This is a genomic window from Methanobrevibacter sp. (genome assembly GCF_015062985.1).
Classification (GTDB): domain Archaea; phylum Methanobacteriota; class Methanobacteria; order Methanobacteriales; family Methanobacteriaceae; genus Methanocatella.
On the sequence record NZ_SUTI01000004.1, the window covers coordinates 51,332 to 73,376 of the forward strand.

Sequence of the window (22,045 nt, forward strand, 5' to 3'; positions counted from 1 at the left end):
AAGCTCCTCCAGTGAATACTGCACCACATTTTCTGCATTTCCAAATTCCAGCAGCTTGTCTTTTTACATAAGGTCTTGCGCATTTAGGACAAACATGGTCTTTTTTCATGTTTTCTTCAATAATCTTTACAGATCTTTTTGCTTTTCTTCCGTATCTTGCACCGAACCTTCCTGTAATTCCTACTTTTTTAGTTCTTGCCATTTAAAATCTCTCCGTTAATAATAAAATTTAATAAAATGTAATTTTCATTGATTATCTAATATAACCATAAAATAATCTAATATGATAATATTGTACCAACTAATATTTAAAGGTTTGCTAAAAATAAGTAATTTCTTTAAAAAATACTAAATTTAACATAAAATATAAAAATTTTGATGAGAAAAAATCTATTGCCTATAAATCTTTAAACCATGCCATATTTCTCATCAAAAAATATAGATAATGGCCAATTATTCAGGAGGTGAATAATTTGGACTTTCATTAGTAATCAACAAGTCATGAGGGTGGGATTCTTTAATACCACTGCTTGTGATTCTAACGAATTGCGCTTTTTCTTTCATTGCTTCAATATCTTTAGCACCACAGTATCCCATTGATGATTTTAAACCACCAACTAACTGGAATAAGATCTCAGCAATGGTTCCTTTATATGGTACAGCACCTTCGATTCCTTCAGGAACATATTTTGTGTGGTTCATTTTACTTTTGGAACCTTGGAAGTATCTGTCTGCTCCACCATCGTACTCACTGGTCATTGCACCCATGGAACCCATTCCACGGTATTTCTTATATTGTTTTCCGTTCATAACAACAATGTCACCAGGAGCCTCTAAGGAAGCTGCAAGTAAGTTACCTAACATTACTGCGTCTGCACCGGCACCGATAGCTTTTGCAACATCTCCGGAATATCTGATACCACCATCAGCGATGACCGGAACTCCGTGTTCTGCCGCTACATCAGCAACGTCAGAAATTGCAGTTAATTGAGGAACACCAACACCAGCAACAATACGGGTAGTACACATTGAACCTGGACCGATACCAACTTTAAGTGCATCCACACCCATTGAAATCAAGTCTTCAGCAGCTTGGGCTGTTGCGATATTACCTACACATAATTCAGCATCAATATTATCCTTGATGGTTTCGGTGAATTTAACCACATTCATATTATGAGCGTGAGCACAGTCAATGGAAATGATGTCTGCACCGGCCTGGTCAAGCGCCATTGCCCTTTCCAAATCAAATGGTCCGCATGCGGCAGCAACCAAGAAGTTGCCATTCTTATCACGGGCAGCATTTGGATATTGAGCATGATTCAAGATATCCTTGATTGTGATGATTCCGACTAATTTTCCGTCACGGACAACAGGAAGCCTTTCGACCTTATTTTCATAAGCGATGTTCAATGCTTCTTCAGCGGAAACTCCTTCTTCAACGGTTACAACATCAGAAGTCATGATGTCTTTTACTGTTTTATCAGGTTCTGATTTTAAGACTGGCCTGATATCCCTTTTGGATATGATACCAATGATTTCGTCACCTTCAACAACCGGAAGACCACTAATCAATTCGTCTTGCATTTTTGCCTGAACTTCAGCAATTGTGGAATCTTTAGAAATGGTTACAACATCACGGATGGTTAAATCTTCAGCGTTTTTGACTTTCTTTACTTCTTCAACCTGCCTTTCCTGTGTGATGTTTCTGTGAATTACACCAACACCACCTTCCTGTGCCATCGCTATTGCAAGTTCTGCTTCGGTTACAGTATCCATAGCAGCACTCAGAATTGGGATGTTGAGTTTAATTCCTTTTCCTAACTGAACTTTAGTGTCAATGTTTTTTGGCTCTACATAACTGGCGTTAGGAGTTAAGAGAAAATCATCAAAAGTGAAAGACATTCTTGCTTCTTGAACTTTTTTTGAATATGACATAAATAACACCTGATTAGAATGAATCACATAATTCCTTGAGCTCAGCTACAGCTGTATGGTGTATCTTACCTGTATTTCTGTCACCGCCAATGCATGCGGCTCCTCTGATACCGACCACATCACAGCCAATGTCATGCAATGGTTTCAATTGGTCTTTTTTAACTGAACCTGCAAGTGCGGTTAACAAGCCATAACTGTGAGCTTCTTCTACAAATTCTTTTAATTGATCGATGTCCAAATAATCGAATAATGTATGACCGTCTTTGACTGCAGTGTCAAGCATGGCCAAATCGCATCCTGCATCACGTGCAACCTTAGGAATTTCCATAGGTCCTACTGCACCTACACGGTGAGCATCAGCATAACCTGCAGCTACAATAATGGTGTCTTCACTAACATCTTTTACGGTTTTTACAACATTTTCCATGACTTCCACAGCTTCATCATGGTCTTTTGTTCCATACAATCCAACTTTAATATAATCCGCTCCGGAAACATGAGCGCCCATTGCTGCAAGAGAAACTGTACCAGGTTTGTAAGGCACATCACCTAAAGTAGCGCTGACAAGCTTATCTTCAGGAGTTAATTCCCTGATTTCTTTAATAACCCATGGGAAATTAGCACCTAAAGAACCTTCTTTAGGATTTTTCACATCAACAATATCTGCTCCACCTTTGATTGATTCAAGAGCTTCTTCACGATTTATAGGACTTATTAATAGAAGCATAACTTTCCTCCAATAAAATATAATTTTATAATATAATAATATTACTTCTTTATTATTTATAATATTATTGGTTATTTTAAAAAAAATGAAAAAAATGAAATTAATATGGTGAATCGTTATCCCTGATATTCTGTTTTATTGCGCCATGTGCCTTAGGATAAAAACCGACATCTGTTGACAGTTTCCTCATGTTCTCAATGATTTCATTGGTTGGAATGGATACCGGACAGTTAAGAGTGCACAATCCACATAAGGTGCACATATAAAGGCCTGAATTATAGCATGTCTCATCATCTTCTATGAATTTTGACATTGCAACACCTCTGCCTCCAAGGTAGTTATTGAATCCGAATTCGTTTCCGACCGCATTATATACAGGACAATGCACAACACAATTTCCACAGCCTATGCAGTAAAGGCATTCAGGGGTTGCTTCGCTTCTTCCATTGTCCAATAATATCACAACAACCTTTTCAGCACCATACATGTTTTTCAGGAGCTTCTTTTCAATGTCTGCTGTTTTTGACGGACCTGATATCACATTCATATATGATGTAACATAGTTTCCTGTAGCGAAGATAGTTTCGAGTTTAACAACAGAGATTGCATCTTCCAATGTAGGCACTATTTTATCGATTCCAGCTACGATTATATGCAAATCTTTCAGTGAAACTATTGAAATATTGCCCTCATTGTGAACCATTACGAGGGACCCCTCTTCAGATGCTATAGCATTGGCTCCACTTATACCTACGTTAGCATTTTCAAGGCGTTTTAGCACATCATGCCTTACGGTTTCCATGATTTCCCTAGGCTCAGGATTGACATTGGCATCCAATGATTCGTTGACAATGTCTGTAATGTTTGATATGTTCAGATGAGATGCCGGTCCTGTCGGATGAACCGGTTTATTGTCAGTTTTTTTAAGCTGTAAAATCCTGTCGCCAAGGTCAGTTTCAACAACATCAATGTCCTTATCAGCCAAATGCTTTTTAAGGTTGATTTCACCCAAGGTATTTGACTTGGCTTTTGCAATGGTGCTGCAGTCATATTCAATGAGCAAATCGTCAATGATTCTTAAAGCATCCCGGGAAGTCTCGGCTATCTTAAAATCAATATCGTTTCTCTTAAAGGATTGCAAAGCCTGATCAAATAATTCGTCATTGTTTTCAATGGAATATCTCTTGATTTCACGCACCCTTTCAATCAGCCTTTTTGTGGATGGGGAATCCTTGATGGAATTTGACCTTTTCTTGACTGTATTGAATGATTTCCTCATCGTTTCAAGTTCACTAGCTTTCATCCAAACCACCATACTTTACTAAAAATTCGGTCAAGTCAAGCACTTCCAAATCATCATTTTCCAGATTGAGCTTGCAGAACGGACATGGAGTTACCAAAGTTTCACAACCTGTATCTTTGGCCTGTTCAATCCTTGATTTTGCCATTTGTGAAGCTATTTCAGGATAAGCTGATTTGACACCCCCTCCGGCTCCGCAGCACAGGCTGTTTTCACGGATGCTTTCCATTTCAACGAGATTGGCCGCTGCTTTTATTACATCCCGGGGCTCATCAAAGACATCACAGTGACGTCCCAAATGACAGGAATCGTGATAAGTTACATTAAAGTCATTTTTGGATAAGTTCAACCTTCCCTCTTTAATCAGTTGGTCCAATAATTGGGAAATATGGATGACATCCAATCCTTCATAATCGTCTTTTAGGGTCTTATAGCAACCTGCACATGAAGTTATGATGGTTTCGCCTTTAAGGATTTCAGTATTCTTTTCAATCTGTTCCTGAGCTTCCTTTAAAAATCCGGTTCTAAGCAAAACAGATCCGCAGCACTTTTCATCATCCAACACATGATAATCGACACCTGCCAACTTCAACAATTTTTCTGTTGCCTCTTGAATACCTGTCAGCTTTTCTCTTGCAGTGCATCCTCTAAAATATAACATGGATTATTCCTCTTTTTCCTCAAGAGTTATTTCATTATTCAATGCCACTTCCTTGACGATTTTATTGACGTCGTCCTCTAATTGGTCAATCTTGGTGTACAATATGAAAATTGTGTAAACCAGTACTGCAAAAACAATTATTATTATGAAATCCAAACCACGGGTTATACCGAACAGGCGGGCAAAGGAATTACTGAAATTAGGGAAAATTGCAAATAAGCTAACTAAAATCCAAAAAATTGCCCATAGAACAGTTGTAATCAATGAATTTTTCTCTTTTAAATATCTCAATAAGAACCATATGATGGCTATTATTGATATGATTGGAAATAGAATTGAATATAATAACATTTAATCACCTAAAATTGATGTTTAATCATTTGAATCAATATCTTGAATGCGACAGTGACGTTTGTTCCTTTTGCCTGGGTTTCAGGAGTGTAGATTGTTTTTATTGGAACCTCTTCGAATGGAATATTATTGTCATTGACTTCACGTATGAATTCAGAAGAAATGAGATATCCTCTGGCATTGATGTTGATCTTTTTCAAGGCATCGATTGTAATTGCCCTGAAACCTGTCTGCGAATCGCTTACATCCACCTTATAGAATATTCTTGTCAGAAGGTTCATGATTGCATTTGCGATATTCCTGCTTAACGGCATGTCCTTCAGTGGCCTTACCCCAATTACTGCCTGAGCCCTTCCGGTCACCAGCGGCTCCAGCACATTATCCAAGTCATCGGCATCATGCTGGCCGTCCGAATCCATATTGACAATATATTTTGGATTATATCTTAAAACAGCATCAAAGCCTGTCTGCATAGCTACGCCAACACCCCTATTGATAACATGGGAATATATAAAAATGCTATGAGGATATTTCTTCTGGGATTCCATAACAACCTCCAGAGTGTTATCTGAAGAGCCGTCATTGACAATGACCACCTTATATCCTTTCTTTGTAATGTCCTCAATTACAGGTTGGATTCTTGTCGCTTCATTATATGCAGGAAGTATGACATATGTAGCCTTTTTATCTTCCTCTGAAATTTCAAATACCATTTTACACCTTTTTATAATGGGCCTGCATCCTCTTTTCCTTCACGCATTCCCATTCCAGCTTCTTTTCTCATTGCTTTTCTGTGATACATCATCTTAATTAAGTTTTGCGCATGTTCACGTGCCCTGTTTTCGGCAAGCTTTGCAAGTTCAACGGGATCCTCTTCCTCATCTTCATGTACAAAGACTTCCAGGATATGAGTGTTTGTCATGAGCTGTGCATTGATTAAACCGGTTGATGCCTCGTGGGCACACATCTTATCCTTTTCCATTGGCCCAGGCATACCTAATGCCATTACAATATCACAGTTTTCCTCTTCAATGAGAATTTTTGCAGTCACAGGCAAATCTTTTACGCCGGGAACAGTCTGTCTGATAATTTTTAAATCATAAGCGTTATTTTTAAGCTCGTCAATAGCTGCCGCAGCCATGTCAAAGCGAGCGAAAGTTGTATCACATATTCCAATTCTCATTTAAATTCACCTTATAAAAAGAATATGTTTCTATTAATATAAATGTTTAATTAATTATAAAAAAAGTATTATGAATTATTACTGCTAGTAATACTTTGAGTTGTAAATTTATGAAAAATTTTTGAATTAAAAAAAAATTAGTTTTTGTTTAACAATTCCAAAAACTTATCCTTAGCTTCATCAATTGTTAACGGATAATCCCCATGCATATCAAAGCCTTCATTTTCAAGTTGCTGGAACAAATCTGTAACAATCGGAACCTTTAAGTTTGCCTGTTCCAATATCTCAGGCTTTGCAAAAATCTCTTTAGGAGTGCCTTCAGCAATTAACTGACCATCAACCAATACAAAGACTTTTTTCGCATAATTCGGAACCAAATCCACTTCATGTGTTGATATTATAATAGTAATACCTTCATCATTAAGCTCTTTTAACAATATAGATAAATCAACTACCCCCTGAGGGTCAAGACCTGCAGTAGGTTCATCCAAAACCATTATTTCAGGTTTCATTGCAAGAATTCCTGCAATAGCAACTCTTTTCTTTTGACCTCCGCTTAAATGATGAGGAGCTTTTTTCTCAAATCCGCTCATTCCAACACGAGCCAAAGCGTCTTCAACTCTGTCCTGAACTTCTTCCATCGGTAAACCTAAGTTTAAAGGTCCGAATGCAACGTCCTCTTCAACTGTTGGAGCGAAAATCTGATCATCAGGGTTCTGGAATACAATTCCGACCTTTTGCCTAAATTTAAGTAAGGATTTCTTATCATATTTTAATTCTTCACCATCAATGAAAACTTGTCCTTCATCAGGCCTGTAAATACCGTTTAACTGAAGAAACAAAGTTGATTTACCTGCACCGTTTTTACCTAAGAGTGCAACCATTTCTCCTTTTTCAACTTTTAAGCTAACTCCTTTTAGTGCCTGATATTCAGCATTATAAGCATATTTAATATTTTTTACTTCTAACATGTTAATTCTCCTTCTTTCTCGGTTCATAAACTGGAAGTTCACCGTCATATCCCCTAGAATCTAAAGCAAATTGTAATGTTTCACTTTTATCAAGAGATCTCAGGAATATTGTGCTTACAAGAGCCCCTAAAGATTTAAATGAATTCCAATAGGAGTTATATCCGAGTCTTGTTTCCTGTGCTTTCTGCATTGTGTCAATCTCATTTAAGAATATGAAAATTGTATTATACATCAAAAGTGCAATTTCGATTAATAATTTTGGAACTTTCAAACTCCTTAAACAGTTTAAAATCTTTGCAATAGGTGTTGTAAGAGCTAAAAAACCTAAACAAGGCAGACATCCCATTACACGCATGAATGTGTAAACTGCATAATGCCAGGAATCATTGGTTACTACGATACCAAATATACCAGTTTCATAAATAACATCCCCCTTTCCAAAGAAGAACATTAAAAAAATACAAGTTATCACAAGAAACGCCATTGGAAGTGATAGGAATTTCAAATAGGATTTATAGTTGATTTTAGCAATGGCTAATATGATAATAGACATTACAATAAAGACAATTACATCAAAATATAGATTATCGAGTGCTAATGTAACAACTAACAAGATTATTGTTAAAAACAATTTAAAATAAGGATTTGTTTCTGTTAAAGCATTATGATGCGCAATATAATCCATATCAAATTTCATAAAATCACTTAATCTCTAAAAAAAAAAGAAATAATAAAGAAGAATTATTCTTCTTTACCTTGTCCTCTCCAGTAACCGAAGAAGTAACCAATAATGATTGCTCCTATAGCTGCTTGAAGAGCAAATAATAAACTTTCTATTTCACCACTAGGTGGTTCCCATATAGATGAAAACCAAGGTTTGAAACCTGTTTCTTCAATAGCTTCACCAGCGGCATCGTCTGCACCGCCGAAGTATCCATCGTCTTCTCCATGACCACTAAACATGATTAATGGTGCAACAAATAATATTATACAAACAACCGCTAATATAATTAATGTTGATGTTTTCATTTATATCACCTATGCTTCATTAGGAGCTAAAGCACCTAATTTATCTAATAATTTTGGTTTGTAAGCTTTTAATCTGTCCCATATAATTACAGTTAATATACCTTCACCAATAGCTAATGGTACTTGAGTTACTGCAAAGATAACTAAGAATTTGGTTAATGCTGATCCGAAGCTAGGAGCTGGGAAAGCAATAGCTAATTGGAATGAAGTAGCTACGTAAGTTAATAAGTCTCCTAAGAATGCTGCAAAGAAAATTGCAATAGTTGAAGAAATATTAGCTTTAGTTAAACCTTTGTATACAATCCAAGCGATGAATGGACCTACAATACCCATTGAGAAAATGTTTGCACCTAAGGTGGTTAATCCACCGTGAGCAAGTAAAAGTGCTTGGAAAATAAGTACAATTGCTGCTAATACTGCAGTTACTGCAGGACCGAATAATGCTGCACCTAATCCGTTACCACAAGGGTGAGAACAACTTCCAGTAACAGAAGGTAATTTCAAAGATGATAAGATGAACATGAATGCACCACTTACAGCAAGTAAAGCTTTGGATTCAGGATTTTCATCTACAATTTTTTTGATTTGATATAAACCAAATGCAACAACGGCGATTGATATGACAAACCATATAATACACCATGTTAATGGTAAATATCCTTCCATAATATGCATAAATAATTTCCTCCAAATAACCTATCAAAATAAATTGATAAAACACTCAATAAAAACTTAATTAAAGTTAAAATTTTATAAAGTTTTATTGATAATATAAATATATACCTTATTATATATAAAGATTATTAGTAATAACATAAACAAAATTTAGGACAACCTAATAATTTTAATAAAAAAACTAAGAAAGAAGATAACATGAACATGAAAAATAACCTAATTTTAGCACTTGACGTGATGAGCGAAAGTGAAGCCATCGAAATATGTGACTCAATCAAAGACCACATCGACACAATAAAAATAGGATACCCCCTAGCACTGGCGGAAGGTCTTGAAATAATCAACAAGTTAAAGGACCAATTCGGATTTAAGGTGATATGTGACTTTAAAGTGGCAGACATTGATGCGACAAACTCAAAGATATGCGATGAGACATTCAAAGCCGGTGCCGATGCGATAATATGCCATGGTTTTGTAGGATCAGACAGCGTTCAGGCTTGCCTTGACATGGCAAACAAGCATGGGAAAGAACTATTCCTATTAACTGAAATGTCACATCCGGGAGCCAAGATGTTCCTACAGAAAGATGCAGAGGCAATAGCCCAAATGGGAGTTGAAATGGGAATTAAAAATTACGTCGCACCTGCAACTAGACTTGATAGATTATCAATTATAAGAGATATTGTTGGTGAAAACGCTTTTATAATATCTCCTGGAGTGGGAAAGCAAGGGGGAGACGGTAAAAAAACACTTGAATACTCCAACGCCATTATTGTTGGAAGAAGCATATACGAATCGGATAATCCTAAGATTGCTTGTGAAAATTTAATCGAAACACTGAAATAAACCCAAAATATTTTAAATAAAAGAAATAAATATAATATTGTTCTTATAATCTGGGAACAAATAAATTTTTAATGGGGTGAAAACGTATGGCAAACGAAGTAACTAAAATGATTATGGAAACCATCTTAGCATTGATTACAACTGCATTCGCATTTGTAGCAGGTGAAGCATGGAACAGTGCAATCCAAAAATTAATTGAATCCTTCGTAGGAGCTGGAGACGCACTCGGTAGTTTATTCACTTACGCTATCATTGTAACTATAATCGCTGTTATTGTTACCGTACTCATTGCTAGAGTAGCTGGTAAAATGGGCGTAGAAACCGAATAAACAAATTAAAAGGAATTTCAAATTCCTTTTTAACTTCTTTTTTTAATTAAATTTTTCAAAAACAATTCCTGCACTTTCATAAGCTATTTCAAATAATATGAAGCATGCGAATATCCAAATGCTGAAAATTCCGAAAACAACCAATAATAAAATCACTATTTTCATCACAAACCTATACTCGAAAAACAGATTCATGAACATATTATCGGTGAATTGGGAAATCAGTTCATGACCTACCTCATCTGAAAGTGCAGCCAAAACACATATCAGCAGAACCACCAAACTTAACTGAGGAATTCCTCCAATCAACAGGATTATCAGGAATACTATCAATGTAATGATGTGGTGAATTCCATCTACTTTCATGGCTATGAAATTGCCTATCGGGATTGCAATGAAAATGTAAGCTGCCTCGATGCTATATATTGCAGCCAATCCTGAAGCGACACCGCACAAAACGCCAAAAACGCTGGCAAACTTCAAATCATTATTTACATCGAAAAGATCATCTGAATATTTCATGAAAAATCCAGACAGTAAAAACAAGATTGCTAATATAATGTAACTCATCTAATCACTACTTACTTTATCTAATGCTGCCGCATAAATCAATGGAAATATTACAGTAACGTCCCCAACTACGCTTGCAAGGTTGGATCCGCATTTTGCCTTTGCCCATGATTTTGCCTCTTCAAGAGGTGCTCCACCTAAACTGCCTGCCTCAGGCCTGTCCATTGTGATTTGAATAGCTGCATCCAATCCTCCTTTAATTACATTGGAAGCTAAAGTGTAATGTTTTGTAAGGCCACCTCCCAAAAGGATAGCGCCAACTTTTTCAGATTCAAATACTATATCAGACAAATAAGGCATATCTCCTACAGCACTTATTGTAAAGTCATGATCCTGTGTGAAAATCCATAGTTGAAGACCCATCATGGAGTCAATAAGGCCCGGCGCAAAAATCGGCACATTATTTCTTGCGGCAGTAGCGACAAAGGAGTTTTCATCATCTACTAGAAGTCCAATTTCATGAAGCAATTCCTGAATTGAAACGACTTTCTTTTTAGATGAAATCTCTTCAAAAATCTTAATTATTTCAGTTTCAAAAATTGTAAAATCATCAGAACCAACATTAATATCTGCAATACGGCCTATTCCTTCTTCATTTAATTCCTCATCGTCTTTTCCTTCATGACGATAGTGGGCTCCACCGAATGCTTCAACAAGGTCATGAGTAATATTTGCTCCACTTGATACAATCAAATCCACATGCCCTTCACTAATCATTTTTGAAACAATATTTCTCATCCCACCTGGAATCAAAGGGCCACCTAAGCTCATGAAAACGCTCATTTTATCATCCTGGAGCATATCTACTAAAATATTGCATGCACGTGCAACCCTACCTGCACCCAATACTCCTGATTCATCAAATTGATTGATTAAATCAGATATTTTCATGTTATTCTCAATGTTGATCGGGTTAACTTTCATTAAATCACATATAATTAGTTTGTAATAATTGGAAACTGTTCCAGATTTGTGATAATATTAATCAAATCAGTTCTTGTAACAATTCCAAGTAAATTCTGGTCATTATCCGCTACAATTAATCTGGAAATGCCTTTTTTAAGCATGACCTCGATTGCATTGGCTATTTTTAAATCTTCATTTACAATGACGACATTTGTTGACATCAACTGACCTACGGACAAATCCTCCTTATCATTTGCAATTGCCTGAACAAGGTCTGTCAGAGTAAACACTCCAACCACTTTACCGTCCTTAATGACCGGAGCTCCGTCAATTTCATTGTCCGCCAATTTTTTTGCGGCTTCCTTTACGGAACAGTTCAAGGAAAATGAAATTACATCCCTGCTTGCAATATCTCCAACACTCTGTTTAGGAATGCTTCTGATGGTTTTTGTATCGACCAAAAGAATATTGTCCATATCATCACGGCCCACAATTGTGCCCATAACGCCCAAATTGTTTACCGGTGTAGGCCCTATACTAATAGTGTCACCCAAATTCAAGTCTTTAATGCTTCCCAGAACTTTTATTGCGGCTTCACATTCACTAGGCTGTGGAACACTGGTAAATTCAATTCTTGCAACTGAAATATCCTCAATCCTTTTGCCGTTTTTATATATCGGCACTTTCGAATCCTGATCTGAAACAGATATATTCAAAGAGTGATAAGCTTCAATTGTTGGTTTGTATCCGCCCCTAGGTCCTGGCACTCCCTTTACTAGACCTAAACTTCTTAATGATTGCATCTGGTTACGTATTGTTCCCGGGTTTCTTCCCATAACCTCAGCAATGTCTTCACCTTTAATAGATTTACCGTTAGAAGACTGGTATAAATTTATCAAGGTTTGTAATATTTCCTTTTGAACAGATGTTAACATGTTTTATCCCCATCAATAATATAATATCATATATTTGTAAGGTATACTTTATAAATTTTAATGATTTATCATGATAATAATTTCAAGAAAATTATAAAAAAAGAAAAGTTGTGAAATGATTATTCAACTAACTGTTTTAAATCATTTCTAATAATGGAAGTTGCATCAAATCCTTTGATTGCATCAACCATTTCAGGGAATTTCGCTTTAGGAATTAAAACGTTGATTTGTGAAAAACCAGACCCTGGAGTAATTGTAGGTTCATCTGCACAAAGCTTATTTTCAATCAGATATGAAGATACCTCATCGATTTTTGAATTTGAAATGTTAAATTTAACATCAAAGTATTTTTTGGCGGTTATTGCACCCAGTAGCTGCTCATAAATCATTTTAGCCTTATCAAGTTTTTCACCAGTACAACTTACACCTGCATAAAGGCCCGCTGAAGAGTGCAGGATTGTCTCTATTTCTTTCAAACCTGCTTTTTTCAAGCTGCTGCCTGTTTGAGTATTGTCAACAATCAAGTCAGCACCTTTTGCAATGTAAACTTCAGTAGCTCCATCGGAGTTGATTACCTGCACCATTTCATTGTCCCCATCTGTCAAACCTCTAACCTGAACAAATGGTACTGAATCACCATAGATTTCCTGATAAACCTCATTTTCCATGATGAATTTTCTGGTTAAATTAGGATATTCAGTGAAACATAAAATTGGAGTTTTCCTATCCTTGTTTGCCCTGAATAAATCTGATAAATTGTTATAAGGTGAATCTTTAGGAACTGCAACGATTAATCTGGTTTTACCATAATCCAAATCTCCAATTTTGACTGTATTGGTTTCCCTTAAAACTGATTCTTCCTTAATCCAATCTTCACCAACAATAGCTATGTCAATTATTCCCCTATTCAATTCTACAGGAGTGGATTGAGGGCGGGTTAAAAAAGCGATAATGTCATCATCGTTTAAAATTTCAATTTCGTAATCCTCATCACCAGGTTCATATCCTTTTACTTCATAACCTGCATCAACAAATAACTGGTGAGTATTTCCTCTTTTCACATTATTCAAACTTCCCTTCGGAAGTCCTAAAATTATTTTCTCATTCATATTAATACCTACAATAAGGTTATTATTCAAGCTATATATAAAATTATTTAAAAAAAAAGAAAGTTAGTTGTGATAAGCTTCACAACTTTGTCTATCCAATGCATGTTTGTGAACATGCATATGCTTAATTCCATTTTCTGTTTTGATTTCATCGATTATTTGAACACCGTCATGGGAATGTGAATGTTCACTGTCATCATGGAAATGATAATGTGAATGCTCCACGTTTTCTGTGTCAATTTTTTTAATTGAATCATCAAAGTGCCTATCATAGAGCAATGCCGCGTTCAATACAACAAGACATGATCCTGCATTGTGAACAATAGCTCCAGTTACAGGATTCAATAGGCCTAAAACAGAACATACAATAGCTACAGCATTTATTGTCATGGAAATTGCAATATTTGCTTTGATTGTAAATAAAGTAGAATTTGAAAGTTTTTTAAGATATGGTATTTTACCGATGTCATCACCCAAAAGGGCAATGTCGGCCGCTTCAATAGCAACATCACTTCCAACAGAACCCATAGCTACACTTACATCAGCTGTTTTAAGTGCTGGCGCATCATTTACACCATCACCAATCATACAGACTTTTTTGCCTTCACTTTTAAGTTTTTCAATCCATGAGAGTTTTTCTTCTGGAAGCAGATTACCATAAACTTTGCCTATTCCAACTTTGGATGCAAAGTAATTAGCAGTTTCTGTGTTATCTCCGGTGAGCAATATGGTTTCGGTACCCAAATCATGCAAGCTTTCAATCATGCTTTTAGAATCTTCACGAATCACATCAGATAATCCAATTAACCCAACTATTTCATCATTTAATGCAACAATAATTGAAGCTTTACCTTCATGTTTCAATTTGTCTAATTGATCATTAATTTTTATATCAAAATTATTTTCAGATAGGAATTTGGAGTTTCCAGCATATACTTTACCATAAGAATTTGTACATGTAACACCTTTACCGGGATACATTTTAAAGTCTTTAGGTTCTTCAATATCTAAGTTAGCTTCTTTTGCATTATTTACAATAGCTTTAGCCAAAGGATGTTCGCTTAACTTCTCACATGATGCTGTGATTTTAAGTAAATCCTCATTAGTTAAACTCTCATTAACAGAAATAACATCAGAAACTTCTAAATTACCGTAAGTTAAAGTTCCAGTTTTATCAAATACCAAAGTATTCAGTCCACCCAGTGTCTCCAATGCTTCACCTGATTTGATGAGCACACCATATTTTGTAGCCTGACCAATCGCCGCCATAATTGCAGTTGGTGTTGCCAAAATCAATGCACATGGACAAAATACCACTAAAACAGTGACCCCTCTTTCAATATTGCCTGTAATGAGCCATGCTGCAATTGCAATTAATAATGCTATAGGAACAAGCCAAGTTGCCCATTTATCGGCAATCCTTTGTGTCGGAGCTTGTTTTTCATCAGCCGCCTTTACAAGGTCAATCAATTTTTGAAGTGAGGAATTTTCACCTAAACTGGTTGCTTTAATATCAATGGCACCATATAAATTCATAGTACCGCAGAATACCTCATCGCCTACCTCCTTATCTATAGGCAGAGACTCACCAGTCATGATTGACTGGTCAAGTGATGAAGTACCGTTTATAATTTCACCATCAACAGGAACGCTTTCACCAGGAAGAATTCTTAAAGTATCACCAATTTTAATTTCATCAACAGATACTACCTCTTCTTTACCGTCAACAATCCTTCTTCCGGTTTGCGGAGTTAAATTAATTAAATTTCTTAAACCTTTTTTAGCTCTTTCAACAGTCCAATCTTCTAAAAGAGCACCCAATGCCATAATCCATGCAACTTCACCTGCCGCAAATATTTCACCGATTAAAAGTGAAGCAACCATCGCAATTGCAATCAATAGTGCAGATGAAATCCATTTTTCACGAATCAATCTAGTCATTGCCAATAATAACATTGGAATTCCACTGATGATTACTGTTCCCCATGCAGGGTTCAGGTAAATCGGAGTGTCAATTCCAAGAATCATAAAAATAACTGCAATTAATAGAAATATACCTGAAATAATGGTCATTTTCAATCCGAATAAGAAATCAGTTATTTCATCAATCATTTTTTTAAACCTCAAAGTATTACTTTTTTTAAATTCATTTAAATACCCAGTATTACTCAAAAATTTTTTAAAGGTCCCTCCCAAATTTGGAAACTTATTAAAAAATTAAATCCAGTAAGTACCAACAGCCAAAAAAGTATTACTTTTTTGAGTTCATTTAAATACTCAGTATTACTATTTAATAATATGGACTAAGAAGTATATAAAAGTATTACATTTTTTGAGTTCATTTAAATACTCAGTATTACTAAAAAAAATAGTGAAAAGAATAATCCGCAAAAATATATCAATAAAATCAGAAAATGAACTTTCACCGACTTATAAAAAAAATAATTGGAATAGAATTTAATCTATTCATCCTTAGGCTTAAAGTTTTGACATTCCTTTACATCCAATAAGAGATGCTCATGAATTTTACATACAATCTTGTATTTGTTTCTTAATTCCAAATGTTCGCAATCATCACAAATCATATTATCAACCAAAATCAAGGTTTCATGGCCAGATCCATAATACTGAATGCATCACCTTCTTTTCTAGGAGCAGGAGCACCCATTCCGAATGCTGAACGGGCAAATTCCTTATTCATTCTTTTTGAAACTTCTCCAAATATCATCTTATATGCTGTACATTGAGGATCAACTGCCTTAGGTGTCTGATATGCCACAATTGCATTGTAAGGACATCCCCCTTCACAATATTTTACATATCTGCATTTCTTACAGTTTTCATCAACATACTCCCTAAATTCCATCAGTTTAGACCATGCGTCAGATTCCTTCAAATCATCAAAGCTCGGATTGTCAGCGACATTTCCTAAAACATATTCCGGCATGCCGACAAACCTGTAGCATGGATAGATTGAACCATCAGAGCCTACCGCCAATGTTGTTCCAATGCAATCGGCAAATGTGCAGAGGGTTCCTCTTCTCCTAAGTGCACTTTTGCAGATATGGTCAAGATCCATTACAGTAAACTTATCCAAATCATAAAGGTACTTGTCCAGCCAATCAACAAGCAGTTTGCCGTGCTCTTCCTGGTCAAGTGCCCATGGGTCTGCATTATCCCCCCTTAATGAAGGCAATGCCGCATGAATCTTAAGATTCATCTTTTCGCTTTTGAAGAATTCATACAATTCATCTGAAAAGTCTTTAGAATAGTCAGTTACTGTTAAAACAAAGTTAATTATCAGTCCCTTATCTTTTGCCAGCCTGAATTTTGTCATGGTCTTGTCGAAATAGCCGTCTCCCCTCTGGTAATCATTGATTTCCTTAGGACCGTCAATGCTTGTGCTTACCACAACATTATATTTAATGAACAAATCAATGAGCTCTTCTGTCAATAGCCAGATATTGCTTTGAAGTGAAAATCCATCCAGAATAGGCAATTTGGATAATTTCTCCAATGCCTGTTCGTAGAAATCGTAACCTGCAAGAAGAGGTTCCCCACCATGGAAAGTGAAATGGACTTTATCATCCCTAAAATCACCTAACCATGCAATTATCTGGTCAATGATTTCAATATCCATCATTTCCTTTTTGTTTTCAGATCCCCAACAGTATTTGCAATTTGATGGACAGTTAAGTGTTGGGATAATCATTACATGAAATGTCATTTTTATCCGTGAACTTTATTTAATTCCTTTAATAATTTCTTTTTCTCGTCTTCGTCCATATCATCATTCACAAAGAAAATGTAGCCGCATTCTGAGCATTTCACTGCATCCATTTCAGCATGTGCCCTGTGATTATCCAATAATTTTCTTTTAGCCACTTTATCTTTTGAACCGCATTTTGGACATGGAGCCAATAATTCTTCGAGTTTCATTTTTTCACCTAGTTAATATTCTAATTTTTGAAGTATATAATAGTATTATCTGAACTTCCACCTTTATTGAAACTTTGCTGAACCGGACATGACCACGAAAAAAAGAAAAAAATCAGCGATTTAAAATCCTGACTACATGCCTGTAAATTGGAAATCCGATATGCTGAACGAACAAAAGGATATACTTGAATCCCGGAAACTCAAACTCCTTTTTCACAGTTTTCAATTCACTTACAATATCCAGTTTCTGAGGGCACTTCCTTAAGCATTTCCCGCATCCATTGCACAATCCTGCATTTCCCTCATTGCCCATGATTCCACCGGCATACTGGTAATAGTCTATCAGAGACTGATTGACAAATCCTTTATGATTGAATAAATATTTTTCATTATAGATTCTCAGGCATGTAGGAATATTGACGCCCTGCGGACATGGCATGCAGTAACCGCAGGTGGAGCAGTTAATCTTTAGTGAGTTTCTCATAACCCTTTTAACAAGCTCAATTGTTTCCATATCCTCAAAACTCATTGATAGAGGAGTGGTCTTTCCTGCAATATCCAGATTGTCATCCAACTGCTCTAAGCTATTCATTCCAGACAGAACACAGGTGATATTTCCATTATTTAAAACCCATTCCATAGCCCACTGAGCATTGCTTTTATTTGGATTTGCTTTTTTAAAAATTTCTTCAGCTTCTTTAGGCATTCTTCCGGCTAAAATTCCACCTTTTAACGGTTCCATTACCAGAATACCCATTCCCTTTGATGCTGCATATTCAATTCCCTCTGCACTGGCCTGAACATTTTCATCAAAGTAATTATACTGAATCATTACGACATCCCAGTCATATGCATCGATAACAGTTTCAAAATCTTCCCTGGGGCCGTGATAGGAAAAGCCAGTGTGCCTAATCTTGCCATCTGCTTTTGCCTTGTTGAGGAATTTAATCAAATCCCTTTTAATCAAACGGTTTATTGTCTTTAAATCAACTGCATGGATAAGATAATAATCTATGCAATCGATTTGAAGTCTGTTGAGCTGTTCGTCCAGAATAGTTTCCATATCTTCATATTTTCGAACATGAATTGACGGAAGCTTTGTGCATAGCTTGATTTTTGATCTGATTTCAGGAGTTAAAATCTCACCTAAAAAGGTCTCGCTGTCCCCATATAAATAAGCTGTATCTATGAAATTAACGCCATTGTCAATTGCATAGTAAATTAGTTCCCGTGCCGCATTTCTGTCAATTTTACCGTTTTTCTGTGGCAATCTCATAGCTCCAAATCCCAATGGAGATATCTCATCGCCCGTTTTTGTGATAATTCTATTCTGCATTTAAATCATTCGTATAATTTTATCTTTAATAATCTTAACCAGCACCCCAACACCATGGGTTACGGGGCCTTTTGATGAGGAATTTTCAACATCATAGCTTACGGTTATCGGAACTTCAAGAATTCTCAAATTGTTTTCACTGGCATCTGCTATCATTTCACTTTCAATTCCAAATCCCGGATCCCTGAATTTATAGCATGAAATAGTATCTCCCCTGAATGCGCGAAATCCGCTCTGAGAATCTGTGAGATGTGTTCCTGCAGTGACGTTTGTAGCTATATCCAAAACAGTTTGACCGACACGCCTGTAAGCCGGAGTATTATCATCAAATCCATTCAAATATCTACTGCCGTTTACAAAGTCTGCCTTGCCCTCTTCAATAGGTTTGATCAATAATGGAATTTCATCGGGGTTATGCTGTCCGTCACCGTCGATTGTAACAACGATGTCATAGCCTTCCGCTTTCTTGAACGCATCCTTCAGGGAACCACCTTTGCCGCAATTGGCGGGATGGCTTAAAAGAAGTGCACCTGAATCCCTGGCAATCTGGGAAGTGTTGTCGCTGCTTCCGTCATCAACCACCAAAACTTCATCGGCATATTGAAGTGATTTTTTCACGACACCCCCAATGGCCGCTTCTTCATTGAATGCGGGAATGATAACAATCGATTTCATTTTATTCTATTCTATAATAATCTTTCATCCATTCGACGGTTCTTTTAATGCCCTCTTCAGGAGGAACCTTAGGATCATGTTTTAAGTCGCGAATAGCTTTTGAAAAGTCAATGGTTTTAACTTTTGTTGTGAACTCTTCGGCAGGAGTGTATGTTACAAGGGAATCGTCAATGCCTACAGCATCCAAAACCATGTCAGAATACTGTTTAATATCCCTTTCCCATTCCTGTTTGCTTCCAACGTTATAGACTTCACCAGGAATGAAGTTATCGACAATGTTTGCAAAGGTTCTTACGGTATCCCCAACATAATCGATTATTCTTTTGTGACCCATGTGAACTGAATACGGAAGCCCGTGCAAAGCCTTATAGATGAAAATTGGTATGAAACCCTTATATGGTGAATAAACTTCATGAGGTCCATAGCAGTTAACAGGCCTTACGCGAACGGTTTCTGTGCCGAACATTGTTGCTGAATTCATGCACATCAATTCTCCGGCCCATTTTGAAATGGCATAATCATTCATCTGGTAAGTCTGGGAAATCGGAACGTTTTCCATTACATCTTCGCTCATGATTCCTTCATAATCCCCGTATACTTCAGCTGAAGAAAATGAAATCATCCTGAAGTCAAGCTTTTCCTGAAGGCGTATCATATTCTTCAAGCCTATTACGTTGGTTTCCCAGAGGTTTTCATAGTATCCTTCGCCATTCCATCGCCCATATTCCGCAGCAAGATGGTATACATAATCAAACTTGTCGTTGTCATCGAAAATTCTCTCCATCTGGCGATAGTTCCTGACGTCTCCCCTCACATAACCTGAATATTCATCGGAATATAGATCCGCTTCGCCTTCATGATGCAGCAAGTCTACGGCCAGAACTTCATGGCCCCGTTCCAGGAGTTCATTTACCAGATTAGTGCCTATAAATCCGCTGCCTCCGGTGACCAATATCCTTTGGGTTTCCATGTTTACTCCACATTAACAAGCTCTTTCATGTATTCAATCAAGGAATCTTTAGATTCAGGATCATCCATTGCAAATTCTATTGAAGTTTTTAACCATTCCAAACGGTTTCCGATATCGTATGTTTTTCCTTCAAAAGTATTTCCATAAATCGCATCCAGTTTGGACAATGCGTCTGTAAGCTGAATTTCACCGCCGACACCGGGTTCTGTTTCATCAATCTTGTCAAAAATATCAGGTGTTAAGACATAACGTCCCATAATAGCCAGATTAGATGGTGCCTGATGCATCAATGGCTTTTCAACCAATTTGTCAATTTTGTAAATATTCTTTTCGACCTCAACACCTTTAATGATACCATATCTTTCCACTTTCTCTTTCGGTACCTCTTCAAGGGAAATTGCTGAAGCTCCATACTTATTGAAAACATCAATCAACTGTTTTGTGCAGGGAACAGCTCCTTTGGTAATTGAATCACCAAGCATTACTGCAAACGGCTGGTCATTAATATGCTTTTTCGCACAATAAATGGCATCACCAAGACCTTTCTGCTCTTTTTGCCTGACATAACATATATCCGCCAAATCTGTGATTGCCCTGACCTGCTTTAAACGGTCATCCTTACCAGCACTCTGCAAAGTCTGTTCAAGTTCAAAAGATTTATCGAAATGGTCTTCAATAGACCTTTTATTCCTACCGGTAACGATTATAATATCATCAATTCCTGAAGCTACCGCCTCTTCAATTACGTATTGAATGGTTGGCTTATCGAATACCGGCAACATTTCCTTAGGTTGTGCCTTAGTAGCAGGTAAAAATCTTGTTCCAAAACCTGCTGCTGGAATTACAGCTTTCATAATTTATCACCATATCATTTTATATTAAATATGATTTTTATTTTAATTATTATAAATATATTAGCCCTTTAAAATTAAAAAATCAGTGAAATAAAGAAAATTAATTAAAAAATAAGTAATTAGTAGTGCGGGAGACGGGACTTGAACCCGCGAAGGGACTGACCCACTAGGCCCTCAACCTAGCGCCTTTGACCGCTCGACCACCCCCGCATAAAACAAAAGTAGTTATCAAAGAATATATTTTTCACATTATATAAAGTTAACTATTTTTAGCACAATTTTATGGTAACATCCATGATTTTTTTATTTTTTAAATCTTCAACCAAATTCTCATCAAGATCCGCTGCCGATTTATTTGCCCTTATCATTAATGTGCGTGAACATGTATAATCGCTTGTTCTGCAGACGATATCAGTCGGATGTGTCAATGTCAAATCCTCGTGGCCATATCCCACAATTTCATCGTGCCCGTTTTCAGTATCCAGGACAACGAGAATTTTAGTATCTGAATTTGCAATCTTTTCTTTAAACTCCTCAGGAAAATCCAACATTGACTTGTCCATGTCGACTCCCACAATGCAATCTGCAGTCGGACCAATTTCAACATCCTTTGTAATCTCAAATGTAGACCTGTGATGTGAAGTGACATTTTCATGACCCTTTGTCCTAATCTTAAAAATCATAATTAATAATTAGTTAAAAAAATTAATATAATTTTTCATTGCATTTACTTTAATGAAG

Annotated in this window: 27 protein-coding genes and 1 tRNA gene; 2 read left to right on the forward strand and 26 right to left on the reverse strand. The window is 36.4% G+C overall.

Annotation, left to right across the window (positions count from 1 at the left end):
- The 12 genes from rpl37A to cbiM form a co-directional block, all read right to left on the reverse strand.
- On the reverse strand, positions 1 to 202 hold a 202-nt coding region (rpl37A, locus tag E7Z77_RS02905; protein WP_292749997.1), incomplete at its 3' end, for a 50S ribosomal protein L37Ae.
- Positions 203 to 453: 251 nt separating this feature from the next.
- Entirely contained in the window at positions 454 to 1,938 is a 1,485-nt protein-coding gene (gene guaB, locus E7Z77_RS02910; protein WP_292749999.1) for an IMP dehydrogenase, read from the reverse strand.
- Between the two features lie 13 nt (positions 1,939 to 1,951).
- Complete coding sequence (locus tag E7Z77_RS02915) at positions 1,952 to 2,665, reverse strand: (5-formylfuran-3-yl)methyl phosphate synthase (RefSeq protein ID WP_292750002.1); 714 nt, start codon at positions 2,663 to 2,665, stop codon at positions 1,952 to 1,954.
- A 100-nt stretch (positions 2,666 to 2,765) separates the two neighbouring features.
- On the reverse strand, positions 2,766 to 3,968 hold the full coding sequence (locus E7Z77_RS02920) for an LUD domain-containing protein (RefSeq protein WP_292750005.1): 1,203 nt from the start codon (positions 3,966 to 3,968) through the stop codon (positions 2,766 to 2,768).
- Complete coding sequence (locus E7Z77_RS02925) at positions 3,958 to 4,626, reverse strand: (Fe-S)-binding protein (RefSeq protein WP_292750007.1); 669 nt, start codon at positions 4,624 to 4,626, stop codon at positions 3,958 to 3,960. Before E7Z77_RS02925 ends, E7Z77_RS02920 begins: the two co-directional genes overlap by 11 nt.
- Positions 4,627 to 4,629: 3 nt before the next feature.
- Positions 4,630 to 4,977 (reverse strand): DUF2304 family protein, encoded by a 348-nt coding sequence (locus E7Z77_RS02930; protein WP_292750009.1) that lies wholly within the window; start codon positions 4,975 to 4,977, stop codon positions 4,630 to 4,632.
- 8 nt (positions 4,978 to 4,985) lie between these two features.
- Complete coding sequence (locus tag E7Z77_RS02935; RefSeq protein ID WP_292750011.1) at positions 4,986 to 5,690, reverse strand: glycosyltransferase family 2 protein; 705 nt, start codon at positions 5,688 to 5,690, stop codon at positions 4,986 to 4,988.
- An 11-nt stretch (positions 5,691 to 5,701) separates the two neighbouring features.
- The gene (ribC, locus tag E7Z77_RS02940) at positions 5,702 to 6,160 is read right to left on the reverse strand and encodes a riboflavin synthase (protein WP_067041664.1); all 459 of its coding nucleotides are present in this window, start codon (positions 6,158 to 6,160) and stop codon (positions 5,702 to 5,704) included.
- A 137-nt stretch (positions 6,161 to 6,297) separates the two neighbouring features.
- A complete protein-coding gene (locus E7Z77_RS02945; RefSeq protein ID WP_292750016.1) occupies positions 6,298 to 7,131 on the reverse strand; it encodes an ATP-binding cassette domain-containing protein in 834 nt (277 codons plus the stop codon).
- Position 7,132: 1 nt separating this feature from the next.
- Positions 7,133 to 7,828 carry a cobalt ECF transporter T component CbiQ gene (gene cbiQ / locus E7Z77_RS02950; RefSeq protein ID WP_292750018.1) on the reverse strand — a complete coding sequence of 232 codons (696 nt, stop codon included), beginning with the start codon at positions 7,826 to 7,828 and terminating at the stop codon, positions 7,133 to 7,135.
- 44 nt (positions 7,829 to 7,872) lie between these two features.
- Complete coding sequence (locus E7Z77_RS02955) at positions 7,873 to 8,160, reverse strand: energy-coupling factor ABC transporter substrate-binding protein (protein ID WP_292750022.1); 288 nt, start codon at positions 8,158 to 8,160, stop codon at positions 7,873 to 7,875.
- A 9-nt stretch (positions 8,161 to 8,169) separates the two neighbouring features.
- Positions 8,170 to 8,835: a cobalt ECF transporter S component CbiM gene (gene cbiM / locus E7Z77_RS02960; protein ID WP_292750025.1), complete on the reverse strand. Its 666-nt coding sequence runs from the start codon at positions 8,833 to 8,835 to the stop codon at positions 8,170 to 8,172.
- A 198-nt stretch (positions 8,836 to 9,033) separates the two neighbouring features.
- Here cbiM and pyrF point away from each other — a divergent pair, with 198 nt between their 5' ends.
- Positions 9,034 to 9,681: an orotidine-5'-phosphate decarboxylase gene (gene pyrF / locus E7Z77_RS02965; protein WP_292750028.1), complete on the forward strand. Its 648-nt coding sequence runs from the start codon at positions 9,034 to 9,036 to the stop codon at positions 9,679 to 9,681.
- Between the two features lie 86 nt (positions 9,682 to 9,767).
- Positions 9,768 to 10,010, forward strand: coding sequence for a DUF5654 family protein (locus E7Z77_RS02970; protein ID WP_292750030.1), 243 nt, complete (start codon positions 9,768 to 9,770; stop codon positions 10,008 to 10,010).
- A gap of 42 nt (positions 10,011 to 10,052) precedes the next feature.
- On the opposite strand, the gene E7Z77_RS02975 is transcribed toward E7Z77_RS02970, so the two are convergent.
- The 14 genes from E7Z77_RS02975 to E7Z77_RS03040 all read right to left on the reverse strand — a co-directional run bounded on the left by E7Z77_RS02975 (position 10,053) and on the right by E7Z77_RS03040 (position 21,987).
- Positions 10,053 to 10,580 (reverse strand): hypothetical protein, encoded by a 528-nt coding sequence (locus E7Z77_RS02975; RefSeq protein ID WP_292750034.1) that lies wholly within the window; start codon positions 10,578 to 10,580, stop codon positions 10,053 to 10,055.
- Positions 10,581 to 11,504, reverse strand: coding sequence for a deoxyhypusine synthase (locus E7Z77_RS02980; RefSeq protein WP_292750037.1), 924 nt, complete (start codon positions 11,502 to 11,504; stop codon positions 10,581 to 10,583).
- A gap of 14 nt (positions 11,505 to 11,518) precedes the next feature.
- Complete coding sequence (locus E7Z77_RS02985; protein WP_292750041.1) at positions 11,519 to 12,421, reverse strand: CBS domain-containing protein; 903 nt, start codon at positions 12,419 to 12,421, stop codon at positions 11,519 to 11,521.
- 119 nt (positions 12,422 to 12,540) lie between these two features.
- Positions 12,541 to 13,530: an ATP phosphoribosyltransferase gene (locus E7Z77_RS02990; RefSeq protein WP_292750043.1), complete on the reverse strand. Its 990-nt coding sequence runs from the start codon at positions 13,528 to 13,530 to the stop codon at positions 12,541 to 12,543.
- Positions 13,531 to 13,593: 63 nt separating this feature from the next.
- Positions 13,594 to 15,642, reverse strand: a complete 2,049-nt coding sequence (locus E7Z77_RS02995; protein ID WP_292750045.1) for a cation-translocating P-type ATPase — start codon at positions 15,640 to 15,642, stop codon at positions 13,594 to 13,596.
- Positions 15,643 to 15,992: 350 nt separating this feature from the next.
- Complete coding sequence (locus E7Z77_RS03000) at positions 15,993 to 16,115, reverse strand: hypothetical protein (RefSeq protein WP_292750047.1); 123 nt, start codon at positions 16,113 to 16,115, stop codon at positions 15,993 to 15,995.
- A gap of 14 nt (positions 16,116 to 16,129) precedes the next feature.
- Positions 16,130 to 17,257: a TIGR04083 family peptide-modifying radical SAM enzyme gene (locus tag E7Z77_RS03005; protein WP_292750050.1), complete on the reverse strand. Its 1,128-nt coding sequence runs from the start codon at positions 17,255 to 17,257 to the stop codon at positions 16,130 to 16,132.
- Positions 17,258 to 17,259: 2 nt separating this feature from the next.
- Positions 17,260 to 17,469, reverse strand: coding sequence for a TIGR04165 family Cys-rich peptide (locus E7Z77_RS03010; RefSeq protein ID WP_292750053.1), 210 nt, complete (start codon positions 17,467 to 17,469; stop codon positions 17,260 to 17,262).
- A 112-nt stretch (positions 17,470 to 17,581) separates the two neighbouring features.
- On the reverse strand, positions 17,582 to 18,805 hold the full coding sequence (locus E7Z77_RS03015; protein WP_292750055.1) for an aldo/keto reductase: 1,224 nt from the start codon (positions 18,803 to 18,805) through the stop codon (positions 17,582 to 17,584).
- Positions 18,806 to 19,480 (reverse strand): glycosyltransferase family 2 protein, encoded by a 675-nt coding sequence (locus tag E7Z77_RS03020; RefSeq protein ID WP_292750058.1) that lies wholly within the window; start codon positions 19,478 to 19,480, stop codon positions 18,806 to 18,808.
- A 1-nt stretch (position 19,481) separates the two neighbouring features.
- On the reverse strand, positions 19,482 to 20,450 hold the full coding sequence (locus tag E7Z77_RS03025; protein ID WP_292750061.1) for an NAD(P)-dependent oxidoreductase: 969 nt from the start codon (positions 20,448 to 20,450) through the stop codon (positions 19,482 to 19,484).
- A gap of 2 nt (positions 20,451 to 20,452) precedes the next feature.
- Positions 20,453 to 21,304 (reverse strand): UTP--glucose-1-phosphate uridylyltransferase GalU, encoded by an 852-nt coding sequence (gene galU / locus E7Z77_RS03030; RefSeq protein ID WP_292750064.1) that lies wholly within the window; start codon positions 21,302 to 21,304, stop codon positions 20,453 to 20,455.
- Positions 21,305 to 21,430: 126 nt separating this feature from the next.
- Positions 21,431 to 21,514 (reverse strand) — tRNA-Leu (locus tag E7Z77_RS03035).
- Between the two features lie 59 nt (positions 21,515 to 21,573).
- Positions 21,574 to 21,987: a DUF371 domain-containing protein gene (locus E7Z77_RS03040; RefSeq protein WP_292750067.1), complete on the reverse strand. Its 414-nt coding sequence runs from the start codon at positions 21,985 to 21,987 to the stop codon at positions 21,574 to 21,576.
- Positions 21,988 to 22,045 lie beyond the last annotated feature (58 nt).